This window comes from Paenarthrobacter sp. NPDC092416, assembly GCF_044755025.1.
GTDB lineage: Bacteria > Actinomycetota > Actinomycetes > Actinomycetales > Micrococcaceae > Arthrobacter.
In genome coordinates this window covers 43,745-55,772 of sequence record NZ_JBIVQG010000022.1, presented here as the reverse complement: position 1 = coordinate 55,772, position 12,028 = coordinate 43,745, and the positions used below count along the sequence as shown (strand labels likewise).

Here is a 12,028-nt window from a genome sequence, read left to right as displayed (position 1 = left end):
AAGCGCGAGGCACCGTCCATGTTGGCCGCCTCGTAGACAGTGGAGTCCACCGAGGCAAGCGCTGCGGAGGTCATCATCATCATGAAAGGGAAGGACACCCAGACTTTGAAGATCATGACCGTCACCGCTGCCAGCGTAGGGTCAGCCAGGAACAGCGGGGTGCCCAGTCCGAGGTTGCGGAAGATGGACGGGATGAGGCTGTCCGGGGTGGCGACCAGCCAGTTCCAGGCCGTGGAGGACACGACGATCGGCACCACCCAGGGCAGGAGCAGCAGGACCTTGAACGTGCCGCCCGCGGGGATTTTGGTGCGGAGCAGGAGGGCCAAGCCCAAGCCCACGGCCCAGGATCCGAAGACCCCGACGATGGTGAAAAGCAGGGTGAACTGGGCTGCTTTCCAGAACGCGGGTGAGGACAGGACTTGCTGGAAGTTCTCGATGCCGACGAAGTTGCCGGTTTGGATCAGGTCGCCATCGTGGGTGGCCTGGATACCGGCATGGAAGAGCGGGTAGCCGTGGATCAGGACGAGCAGGATCACCGAAGGGATCAGAAGCCAGAAGAACGTCCTGGTGGTCTGGGCCGCAAGTTTGCTCTTGCGGTTGGAGGTCCCGCCCCCGGGCCCGCCGGGAGCGATCCCCCTGCGGGCCCGGGCCAGGCCGGACGGTGCTGTGGTTGTCATGGCCGGGCGCCTACTTCTTCAGCACTGACTTGAGACCGGACTCGAATGCCGTCAACGCGGACTTCGCGTCGGTCTTGCCCGTCAACACGGTCTGAGTGAACTGATTCAACGCCTGACCACCATCAAGAGATGCCAAACTTCCATTCAGCGTGGTGCCTTGGGCAGCGAACGTCTTCGCGATCGGCTGCCACTCCTTGACGATTTTCACGTTGTTCGGGTCAGCCGCGAACTCCGGCAGTTCCGTAGTGGATTTGAAAACCGGCAACGCATTAATCAGTTTCTGCTGCCAGAAGGTCTTGGACTGTCCCAGGAAGTACTCGACAAACGCTTCAGAAGCTTCCTGCGAGGGAGTGTTGGTGTACATCATGATGTTGTTGGCGAAAACCAGGCCATGCTTGTCTCCGTGAGGACCGGCGATGGGGCTCGCCACCACGATGTCACCGGCCTTATCTCCCACGCGGTGATTCAATTGGGTGGCATGGGGGCCAAAGGCGACTTTTCCGTTCTTCCAGTCTGCGTCAAGGTTCTCACTGGTGTAACCCACAGCGGCGGGATCGATGATTCCGTTGGAAACCAATTCCAAGAGGAATTCCACTGCTTCGACGTTCCGGTCGTTCATGACATCCAACTGGCCGTCCTTGGTGAACACACCGCCACCGTTGTTGGCCATCATCTGGATCATTGCGTGATTGCCGAAATTGTTTCCGGAACCCGAACCGGTGGCAAAACCAAAGACGCCGATCTTTTTGAGCGCCTTGCCGGCCTCGAGGATGGTGGCCCAGTCCTTCGGAGGCTCCACGCCTGCTTTTTCAAGCAACGACTTCCGGTACCAGAAGACACGCATGGAGAGCTGCCAAGGGATGGCGACGTATCCGTTTGACGACTTGAATGGCTCCAAGAGTCCGGGCAGAAAATCGTCATACATCCCGTTCTTCTTCATGGACTCAACGACGTTGTCCGCGTACGCGATCTGGCCTTGATCATCAAACTGGAAGGCCTGGAACCCGCCACCCGTAGAGACTGCCGGGCCGGTCTTGGACGCGATGGCCGAAGAGAACGTCTGGTAGAAGTTATTCCACTGAATCAGTTGGTAGCTCGCCTTGCTGTTGGCACCGGAAAAGCCTTCCGTAACCGTTTTGGCTGCCTCGTTGTAGGCCGGCGCAGCCCAGGGCATATCCCAGAACTTGATGGTTCCACCGGCGGCGCCACCACCCTGCGTGGCGGAGCCACCGCCACAGGCAGCCAAGAGCGGCACCGAGGCCGCCGCTGCTGTCAGGCCGAGGAAATTGCGGCGGGAAAGTGCAGTTTGAGTCGACATTGATTCAGTCCTTCGTCATTGAGGGGTTTGGAGTGCTTCGAATCGCAGTGCCCACCTACTGATTCGATTAAGTAACTTCGTCAAAAGGCTCCACATGCATTACCAACCGCTTTGAGCCTGGGCAACCCTACCGGCGCATTCTTGGCGCCGGTAGGGCACGGTGCCGCTAGTTCGAGGTGTCCTTGACTTGGTGGATCTCAATCATGTTTCCGGCCGGATCGGTCAGGAAGATCTGGTGCCAACCTTCCACGGACCAGATTCCCCAGTCATCAAAGGGAATGTTGTGTTCCGTTAGTCGGGCTTTAATGGCTTCAATGTCATCAGTGCGGAAGGCGAAATGGCCACCTACCAGCGGGTTGACAGTATGCCCTTCCTGGAGTGCCAGGTAGGCCTGGCGTCGGGTGGCGTGCACCTGCAACTCTTCGGGATCGCCGGCCTCGAAGAAACGAGCGCCTTCTTCCCACTCGGCGTCGCCGTCCGTCTGTCCGGCTTCGGCGGCATGGGTAGTCGCGATCATCTTCGGCGATGGCAGCAGAGGCAGTCCGAGGGCATCGCGGTAGAAGTCGCTGAGTGTGTGCATGTCATCCGAGGTGACATTGACGTGATGAAGGCGAAGGTAAGCCATGGGAAGTTCCTTTCGAATCGTTCATCCAGTATCTGACTAGCCATGTATGGGCGTCCAATATTTATTCAAGGATGAGTTATGCAAAATCAATATAAAAACGGGCCGTTCAAAGCCTAGGCAGACTCACGAATTATCATCGAAAGCACGTCCGGCTTGGCGTCGTTGACCATCTGCTCGCCACCGATGGCGGATGCAACCCGGTCCGCCAGATAGCGTCCGAAGAGGGTGTGGTTCTGCCTGACCGTGGTAAGGGGTGGCTCGGCAAACTGAGCGAACGGTTCATCGTCCACCCCAACAACGGCCAGGTCAGAGGGAACGTTCTTCCCGAGCCGCCGCATACCAGCCAGGACCGCTGCAGCAATCTGATCGTTGTACGTGGCCATTCCGGTGACATGGGCAGCAGTTTCAGACATGCCTTTCAAGGCACTGACAGACCCATCAACGCTGAGGTCAAAGCCCAGCTCCACGGGCTCGCCGAGCTCCAAACGATGGCAGGCATTCCTGAATCCATGCCATCGCTCAGCGCTTAGCGTCTCCAACTTGGGATCCAGAACGCGTGCATAGGCAAGGTGCCTATGGCCCCGCCCTGCCAAGTATTCTGCCTGCATCGCACCGATGAGGTCCTGCCGGATCCCAAATTCTGCAGTAGCAGCAGCCACCACCACAGTGCCGGATTCTCTGATGAGCAACTCATCCTCAGCGTCCATTGCCTCAACAGTCATGAGTGCTGCCGGTGCGAGTTCCCGCCACAGGGAAATCAGGGAGCGTCCGGGGCTGGGTCGCTGAAGCAGCAGGGACAGCCCATGCAGCGCGAGCCCTTCTGTGACCTGCTCGATAACCCTCGACAAAGCGTGGCTTAGCGGCCAATCCGGAAGTACAAACAAGACCGTGTCATTGCGACCTATCCGGAGCGCCCGGGCCGCCGCAAGCGACGTATAGTCCAGCTCGCGGACCGCTTCCAGAACCCGTAGCCGCGTGTTTTCCGGAATCGACTGGTTTGGCGTCTGGTTGAGCACGTAACTCACAGTGGTTTTGGAAACTCCCGCAGCCTTTGCGACGTCGGACGCGGTCACCCTCTGTGCACGTGGCATTTTGCTCCCTCCTGCCGTCTTTCGTTATATCTTTAGAAATCTACTCCCCACCCCGCCTCTGTGCCGGCGATTACTGCTCCACGCCGGCAGTGACGTTTTCGAGCACTACGGCCAGGCCTTGTCCCACGCCGATGCAGATCGCCGCGACACCCCACCGCTGGCCGGAAGCCTGTAGGGAGCGGGCGAGCGTGCCCAGGATGCGGGTACCGGAAGCCCCCAGCGGGTGGCCCATCGCGATCGCGCCACCGTGCTGGTTCACGATTGCGGGGTCAATCCCCCACGCGTCAACGCACGCCAGCGACTGCGCGGCGAACGCTTCGTTAAGTTCGACGGCGCCAACCTGGTCCCAGCCGATGCCCGCCTTCGCGAGGGCCTTGTTAGCGGCCTCCACCGGGGCGAATCCGAAGAACTGGGGATCATTGCCGTGCGCCCCGCGGCCCGCGATCCGGGCCAGGGGTTCAAGACCAAGGATGGACGAAGCAGCCTCTGAGCCGATCCACGCCGCCGAAGCACCATCAGACAACGGCGAGGCGTTCCCGGCGGTGACCGTGCCGCCGTCGGGCCCGTCAGACTCAGGCCGGAAAACGGTCTTCAATCCGGCCAGCTTCTCCGCCGAAGAACCGGCGCGGATTCCCTCGTCACGGACGAGGTCCGTGCCCGGAACCTGTGACACAAGGTTGTCGTAGAAGCCTTCGTTCCACGCAGTGTCGGCAAGGTTGTGGGAGTCGGCCGCAAAGGCATCCTGCCGCTCCCGGGTGATCCCGTACTTCTCGCGGAGCCGCTCGGTGGCCTCTCCCAGGGAGATGGTCCAGTCCTTGTTCATGGCCGGGTTCACCAAACGCCAACCCAGCGTGGTGGACGCCAAGGTCATGTCGCCGGCCGGGTAGGGCTTGGAGGTCTTGGGCAGCACCCACGGCGCACGCGACATGGATTCCGCGCCGCCCACCAGCATCAACTCAGCGTCGCCGGCGTTGATCTGGCGCGAAGCGATGATCGCAGCGTCCAACGAGGACCCGCAGAGCCGGTTGACCGAGGTACCCGGAATGGAGACCGGCAGGCCAGCCAGGAGCGTGGCCATGCGGGCTACGTTGCGGTTTTCCTCGCCGGCACCGTTGGCGTTGCCGAAGACGACCTCGTCGATCCGCTCGACATCAAGCCCCGGAGCACGCTTAACGGACTCGCGGACCACATGGGCGGCAAGGTCATCGGGACGGACAGCAGCAAGGCCGGAGCCGAACTTGCCAAAGGGAGTGCGCACGGCGTCGTACACAAAAGCCTGATTCATCGGTTTTCCTTCGTCCTAGATGTTTCGTCCGCCGGCGATTTCCAGCACCGTACCGGTCAGGTAGCTGGACATGTCACTGGCCAGGAAGAGAATGACAGAGGCCACTTCTTCCGGTTCACCGAAACGGCCCAGAGGAACCTCTGACAACCTGGACTCGAGGACTTCAGGTTTCATGGAGTCGATAAGTGCTGTGCGAATGATGCCCGGCTGCACGGCGTTTACCCTTACTCCGGCAAAACCGACCTCTTTTGCCGCAGATTTGGTCAGGCCAACGATGCCAGCCTTGGCCGCGCTGTAGTTGGTCTGCCCGGGGTTGCCTACTTTGCCCGAAATGGACGAGACGTTGATGATGGAGCCGCCGTTGGGTTGATCCCGCATGATGTTCGCAGCAGCGCGGGTCCCCAACCAAGCCCCTTTCAGGTGGACTGAAATGACGGCGTCGAAATCATCCTCGGACATCTTCCGCATGGTGGCGTCACGCGTAAATCCGGCGTTGTTCACCCACACGTCGAGGCCTCCGAAGGCGTCGCGGGCCGCTGCGGCGAGACGATCGACGTCGTCCGTTGAGGTGACATTGCAACCGATGCCCACCGCGCGGTCGCCAATGCCCAGGCTGGCTGCCGCTTTGGCGGCCTGTTCGGCATCGAGATCGCCAATAACAACATTGGCGCCTTCCCTGGCGAAAGCGACGGCGGTCGCCAGCCCCAGTCCGTTGGCGCCACCGGTGATGACAGCCGTTCGTTCATTAAGCAATTCCATGATTTCTTCCTGATCGGGTGGACGATGCCTAGCGGATAGCCATCGCGTTGGAGGGAGAGCCGACGCCTCCGGGCAGTCGCAGCGGGTTCGCCACCACCATGCAGTCGTAGCGCTTGTCGTCGTGGCAGGCCTGCGCCAGCTCATCCAGATACCAGAGTTCACCAATGGCAAGGCCAAGGAGGGGAATGAGGATGCGATGCAGCATGCCGGTATGGGAGGAAGCCGCCAGTTTCCCGTCAATCTCAGCTTGGACGGTCAGTTTGGACCCGGAGGCCGGCCACGCTTCCAGTGCAACATTGTCAGCGGCGGCAAGGGCAACTTGGTGGTCCCAGAGCCATTCAGCTGTGGCGTGGCTGGGTTCCAGCCCGACGGATACCAGCGGAGCACCGTCGTCCAAGGCGTTTAAATGTTGCTGCTCCAGACGGTGACCGACCCAACCAAAGCGCACCATGAGGATGTCGCCGGACATCAGGCTGACGCCCTGGTACTCGGCAGTGGCGTCCAAAACGTTGACCGGGATAGCCCGGGGTTGGCTGAAGTCAAGGGGCTCACCAGTGTGTTGCAGGTACCGGGCAACGTCCAGCAGGACTCCCCTGCCAGCTATGCCATGTTCGGCAAACCGTTGGATGCCCAAGGTTGGATCCCCAGCGATGAGCTTGCTGGCGTCCGCGTCATTGTAAAAACCGTAGTCAGGGTTTCCAAAGTGCCTCAGCCCGTCAATCTGACTGGTGGCTTGGGGAAAGAGGTTGTCGATCCGGTCGTCCCGATGAAACTCGTTGAGTCCGAAGACATTGTGTTCCAAGGAGCCCCGATGAGAGATCAGTGGCTTTGGGAAAGCATCAAGCGGGAGATCCAGTGAGTGCGTATTGCCCGAGGCCACCAATCCGGCAGCTTGTTTCCTATGCTCCGGGGTCAGGAAGTTCAATGTTCCCAACTCGTCGGCGGTGCCAAAGATGCCCCAACTGCTGCCGGGGGGCGCGTCAGTACGATTGAGCAGCTCACTGTAACGTGGGAAACTTGCGTCCCGGTTCATAGGGCGGCCTGTTTTTCGTGATCCGGAAGCTCCGGGATCAGCAGCACCTTGCAGGCATCCTGGGAGAGGAGCCCAATGGCTTCATCCATGGCAGACAGCGGAAGCCGATGAGTGACGAACGAAGACAAATCGAGCTTTCCGCCCGCCACAAGCTCAGCAATCTGGTCCCAAGTCCCCCACAGGGAACGCCCGAAACTACCCGTAAATGTAAGGCCTTTCTTGATTAGGTGGGCAGCGACGTCGAGTTCAAGGGACCTGCCTGGAATTCCGACGGCGACGACAGTGGCCTCCTTGCGGACTGCTTCGAAGAGCGACGCCAAAGCTGCCGGAACTCCGGAGGCATCGAAAGCAACATCGAATCCGACCTTCGGTCCGGACAATTCGCGGCAGATCCCGGCGACGTCGTCCGTGGGCGTCACGGACGTGGCTCCCAGGCCATCAATGAGGCCCCTGCGATACTCATTGGGCTCGACAACCACCACTTGGCCGGCACCCAGGGCCTTGGCAATCGCGGCGATGAAGAGTCCTACTGGCCCGCCACCGGTGATGAGGACATCGGCGCCGGACATGTCCACTTTGGAGCGTTGGATCGCGTGCATTGCCACGCCTGCAGGCTCAAGAAGAGCCCCCTGTTCCAGAGGAAAGCCTTCTGGCAATTTGAAGCAGGCCGTGGCAGGCACCACCAACCGCTCGGCGAAGCCCCCGTCCAGGTGTAAGCCCAGAAGCTCCATATTCAGGCAGTTATGCGCATCGCCTGTCTTGCACGGGTAACAGTTCCAACATGCCACGTGGGATTCGAGTGCCACGGTGTCACCAACCCGAAGGCTTTCAACACCCGGCCCTACCTCCATGACCGTTCCCGCACACTCGTGCCCCAAGACCACCGGGATGTCGAGGTTGAATGCTTGGGCCATAGGCGAGAACTCATAGAGTTCCCGGTCAGTGCCGCACACAGATGCTGCGGCTATGCGGATCTTGACCTGTCCTGCATCAACCGTCGGCTCCGGGTAATCGGTGCGGTATGCGACGCCGCGCTCTGGTTTCGCTTTGAGAATTGCACGCATCATGCGCCATCAACGCGGTAGTGGGCCAGTTTTTCCTCATCGATCTTGGCTCCGACGCCGGGGCCTTCCGGAACGTCGATGCGGCCATCCCGAATCACCAAGGGCTCAGCCAAGAGGTCATCCGCCATATCCAGGAAGTTGGAGAGCTCACCCGCGCGACGGCTGGTAGCTTCATAGGCAGCCCCAAACACCACAGTGGCAATGGTGCCGATCTGGGTATCAATCTGGTTGCCCATATACACATCAACACCGAGCCCCGTGGACAGCCCAAGAACCTCCTGGGACTCCGTAAATCCTGTCCGTGCTGTCTTGATGCAAATGCCGTTACACCCTCCTGACAGCAATTCCCGCGAAGCATCACCGGCAGTAGGGACGCTTTCGTCGCCAAAAATAGGAATGGTTGATCTCTCCACCAACCGTCGCCGGCCCATAGCTTCCTTGGCATCACAGGGTTCTTCCAAAAAGGCCAAGCCCAGTCCCTCAGTGCGGCGCAGGACTTCGATTGCCTCATTGGCCGTCCAGCCGCGGTTGGCATCCAGGTAAATCTGTACGTCCTCCCCCAGACCTTCACGGAGGACGTGGCAGGCCTCGATATCCAGCGCTAGGGGACGCCGCCCCACCTTGAGCTTGAAGGTGGTAACCCCATACTCGGATCCGAAACGTTGGGCTTCCTCCAACAGGACTTCGGGTTCCTTAAAGCCCAGCATGTGACTCACTTGCATGCTGGGAGCGTACCCACCAAGGAGGCTCCACACGGAAGCGCCCGTGGCATGTCCGATGACGTCCCAAAGCGCAATGTCCACTGCCCCCTTGGCAGTATTGTTATGGACGGTGCGGCGTAGGGTCTGTTGGACCGATTGACGGTTAAACGGGTCCATCCCGATCAGTGCAGGCGCAAAGATTCCGTTGATGACGGCCACAATTGAGGCCTGGGTTTCCCCATAGGTATAAGGCCTGGGCGGAATATCGGCCACACCCATGATGCCGGTGTCCGTGTGGATCCGCAGCAACACGTGATCCGCAGTAGTGACTTCACCGCTGGCAAACTTCAAAGGCCTGACGTAGGGGATTTCGTAGGGAATCGCTTCAATGCGTTCAATCTTCATCGTGAGACTGCCTTCCTTCGGAGTCAGCGCAGGTAAACCCTGCGGGGGTCAATTTCCGTCCGCAACAAGCGCAATTCTTCAGCGGTAGGCGCCGGCGTCACCCGGAGGTCCTCCGCCACCTTCAAATCCCAGCCGGTATTGGCCACAACGTGGTCAACGGAAACACCTTCATGCACCGCCGAGAGCTTCAGTTCATCATGGACGCCGGATCGCGTCAGGATGCCAAGCTCGGTAACCACTTTGGTCACACCGGCGCCGCGCACCCGTCCACCTTCAGCCAGAGCGCGGTCCGGCCCGGGAGACGTGCAAAAGTCCAGGCTCTCAACAAACGTGCGCGCGTCATGGCGGCGCATAACAACAAAGACTTCCTTGGAGTTCGCGGCCACTTCAACGGCTCCACCCGACCCAGGCAGCCTTACCTTGGGCTGCTCCCACGGGCCAATGACGGAGGAATTGAGGTTTCCCCATCGATCAATCTGAGCAGCGCCCAGGAATCCGACGTCGATGTGGCCGCCCTGGAGTACGTAGCCAAAGAGCACGGGCATGGACAGCACCGCCTCAGCTCCTGTAATGAGCACTGAGTCCGCAATCGTTTCCGGCAGATGGGACGGATGGGCACCGCAGACACCGGATTCGTACACGATTTCCAGGTTTGGTTCAGTGGTCATACTGGCCAAGGACACGGCCAACGTAGGCAGCCCAATTCCGGCAAAAACAGTGTGCCGGCCAGCCAACTCCCGGGATGCCACCACAGTGAGCAACTCCGTGGCCGTGACACCTACGCCTTCTGCTACTGACGTCATTTCGATTCCTTAGCGAAGTCATCGGCCTCCAAGGCCGGCTCGAGTCGTGTTCCGTAGTTGATTTGCCCGCTCAAAGCCTGTCCAACGCTGAGGCGGCCCAGTGTTGACGACCCCAGTTTGGCCAAATATTCAGTATGGTCGGCGGTCCCGTAGATCCATTCCTCCATCCAGGCCGACAGCAGAGTCTTGTCGCCGCTGATGCCTGACCACGCACGGTAAAAATCGTTGTCGCGGTCCGAATAGCCTTGGGAGAACGATGGGTGTGTTGCCCCGGGGCACTCCACCACTGTGTCAACGGCGAGCGCGGGAATGACAGTGCGGTTCGGGTCCGCTCGGATGACATCGTCGTCCACCACCTCTTCGACGACGACGATGGCACGTTTCGCTGCGAAAACCGCCTCGGCCTGAATCCCGGTCAACCCCCACATCTGGACGTTGCCGGAACGGTCTGCGCGTTGGGCGTGCACGATCGCCACGTCCGGGTTGATGGGCGGTACCACGTAGATTTCTTCGAAGGCACCATCGTCATCGGGAAATGGAGAGCTAACTTTACGCATCCCCTGCTGGATTCTCGGGAGGTCCGATCCGAAGTAAGACCGCAGCGGATAGAAGGGCAACCGCTGCGCTCCAGCCAGGTAGCGGCAAATCATGCCGTAGTGGCTGTATTCCTGGTAGTCCAGGGGCTCCGGATCTGCCCGTTCTATCCTGCGGCGAATTTCGCCCAGCGAGCCCGCCGATGAGTTTCCTACGAATGAGGAGACCAGTGTGGAGATGCATCCGCCGGCCAGCATCTGGTCTACCACGATGTCAGCTGTCATGCGGACAAGCGTGAGGTTCTTCCTGCGCTGCCGGATAATTTCATGCCCTGCTGCGGTAGGAATGGCGTGGGTAAAGCCTTCGATAGCTACCACGTCTCCGTCGTGGACGTATCGGCCGATCGCGTCCTTCATGGAAAGCGTTTTGTCTTTGGTCCTGGCAGCAGCTTTCGGCGGCGTTGCCGAGTCTTGAATGGTCACCGGGAAGCTCCTTTTGTACGCAAGAGGTTACGTTCTGCTGCGTCAACCTTCCCAAAGCAACTATGCTGCGTCCAATACTAATCAAGTCCACTCTTATACAATGCATAGATATATGGTTCATCGGGATGCATCGCCCCCCGATAACCACGGTCAAACGAAGGACGCGCGCATGGAATTCAAGGAACTTGAGGCTTTTGTGGCCGTGGCGGAGGAACTCCACTTCAGCCGCGCTGCGGAGCGCTTGCAGATTGCCCAGCCACCCCTGAGTTACCGCATCCAGCAACTTGAGAAGCAGTTGAAGGTCAAGCTCTTCAACCGGAACACCAGGTCGGTCACCCTGACAGACGCCGGCGAACGATTGCTTGGCCCCGCCCGTAAGGTGCTGGCCGACGTCGAACTTGCACAAGCTGCTGCGCAGTCGCTCACTGCAGGTGAGTTCGGGAGGGTACGGCTGGGTTTTGCAGGGGCGTCCAGCAGCAAGATCCTTCCGCCCTTGGCGCAGGAGGTTCGACGCCGCTATCCCGGGATCGATTTTGTCCTCCAAGGCCAAACGTATGCATATGCAGCACTCGACCAAGTGGTGAACGGCCAGTTGGACCTCGGCTTCGTCCGGCTTCCCATCAACCATCCGGATGTGGATTTCCGTATTGTCGAGCACGAGCGCCTCATCTGCGCACTGCCGTCGTCACACCCCCTGGCAGGCGAGGCCGAAGTGTCCTTGGCGCAGTTGGCCGATGTCCCGTTCATCAGCTTTCCAGCCGAAGGGGGTTCCTCCCTCAGGGCAGCGCTTGTCGAATCCTGCGCCCGCGTGGGGATAACGCCCAGAATTGTTCAGGAAGCTCCGGACTCGTACACCATCCTCGCCCTCGTTGCCGCTGGCGCCGGCGCCACACTAACCTTGACCTCCGTCCAGCACGTCCAGCCAACCGGCGTTGCCTACCTCCCGCTGGCAGGTGATCCCGTCTGGCTCCACGCAGCCATCGCCTGGCGAAAGGACAATAGCTCCCCCGCCCTGGCACGGGTCTTGGAAGTGTTCGACGAAGTGCTGCCAGAGGCTGGCAGCGAGGCGACTGCGATGGAGCATCTTATCTAATTTTCTATATAAACCATGAACGATTGGTATTTGTGCTAGATAGGATTTTCTCCTTAGCATTCATGGAGAGCCGCTGTTAGCGGCATCACATTTGAATGTGGCAGTTGACCGGGACCAGCCCGCGATTGCCGTCATCGCCAGCTACGGCCAACGTCGGC

The 12,028-nt window shown here is 59.9% G+C and carries 12 protein-coding genes; 1 reads left to right on the top strand and 11 read right to left on the bottom strand.

The window, feature by feature from the left end; genetic code table 11:
• The 11 genes from ACIQC5_RS23430 to ACIQC5_RS23380 form a co-directional block, all read right to left on the bottom strand.
• Window positions 1-677: carbohydrate ABC transporter permease (locus ACIQC5_RS23430; RefSeq protein WP_400287499.1), on the bottom strand; the 677-nt coding region annotated here is incomplete at its 3' end.
• Window positions 678-687: 10 nt separating this feature from the next.
• Entirely contained in the window at window positions 688-1,995 is a 1,308-nt protein-coding gene (locus ACIQC5_RS23425) for an ABC transporter substrate-binding protein (protein ID WP_400287498.1), read from the bottom strand.
• 166 nt (window positions 1,996-2,161) lie between these two features.
• Window positions 2,162-2,620, bottom strand: a complete 459-nt coding sequence (locus ACIQC5_RS23420) for a VOC family protein (protein WP_400287497.1) — start codon at window positions 2,618-2,620, stop codon at window positions 2,162-2,164.
• A gap of 113 nt (window positions 2,621-2,733) precedes the next feature.
• Window positions 2,734-3,711 (bottom strand): LacI family DNA-binding transcriptional regulator, encoded by a 978-nt coding sequence (locus ACIQC5_RS23415; protein ID WP_400287496.1) that lies wholly within the window; start codon window positions 3,709-3,711, stop codon window positions 2,734-2,736.
• Between the two features lie 70 nt (window positions 3,712-3,781).
• Window positions 3,782-4,996, bottom strand: a complete 1,215-nt coding sequence (locus ACIQC5_RS23410; protein WP_400287495.1) for a thiolase family protein — start codon at window positions 4,994-4,996, stop codon at window positions 3,782-3,784.
• 15 nt (window positions 4,997-5,011) lie between these two features.
• Entirely contained in the window at window positions 5,012-5,755 is a 744-nt protein-coding gene (fabG, locus tag ACIQC5_RS23405; RefSeq protein ID WP_400287494.1) for a 3-oxoacyl-ACP reductase FabG, read from the bottom strand.
• A 28-nt stretch (window positions 5,756-5,783) separates the two neighbouring features.
• The gene (locus tag ACIQC5_RS23400; protein ID WP_400287493.1) at window positions 5,784-6,788 is read right to left on the bottom strand and encodes a cyclase family protein; all 1,005 of its coding nucleotides are present in this window, start codon (window positions 6,786-6,788) and stop codon (window positions 5,784-5,786) included.
• On the bottom strand, window positions 6,785-7,855 hold the full coding sequence (locus ACIQC5_RS23395) for a zinc-binding dehydrogenase (RefSeq protein WP_400287492.1): 1,071 nt from the start codon (window positions 7,853-7,855) through the stop codon (window positions 6,785-6,787). The genes ACIQC5_RS23400 and ACIQC5_RS23395 overlap by 4 nt, the downstream gene beginning before the upstream one ends.
• On the bottom strand, window positions 7,852-8,958 hold the full coding sequence (locus ACIQC5_RS23390) for a mandelate racemase/muconate lactonizing enzyme family protein (RefSeq protein WP_400287491.1): 1,107 nt from the start codon (window positions 8,956-8,958) through the stop codon (window positions 7,852-7,854). The genes ACIQC5_RS23395 and ACIQC5_RS23390 overlap by 4 nt, the downstream gene beginning before the upstream one ends.
• A 23-nt stretch (window positions 8,959-8,981) precedes the next feature.
• Entirely contained in the window at window positions 8,982-9,761 is a 780-nt protein-coding gene (locus ACIQC5_RS23385; RefSeq protein WP_400287490.1) for a CoA-transferase subunit beta, read from the bottom strand.
• Window positions 9,758-10,777, bottom strand: a complete 1,020-nt coding sequence (locus ACIQC5_RS23380; RefSeq protein WP_400287489.1) for a CoA transferase subunit A — start codon at window positions 10,775-10,777, stop codon at window positions 9,758-9,760. The genes ACIQC5_RS23385 and ACIQC5_RS23380 overlap by 4 nt, the downstream gene beginning before the upstream one ends.
• Before the next feature lie 169 nt (window positions 10,778-10,946).
• On the opposite strand from ACIQC5_RS23380, the gene ACIQC5_RS23375 reads away from it, so the two are divergent.
• Window positions 10,947-11,870 carry a LysR family transcriptional regulator gene (locus tag ACIQC5_RS23375; protein ID WP_400287488.1) on the top strand — a complete coding sequence of 308 codons (924 nt, stop codon included), beginning with the start codon at window positions 10,947-10,949 and terminating at the stop codon, window positions 11,868-11,870.
• The last annotated feature ends 158 nt before the right edge of the window (window positions 11,871-12,028 follow it).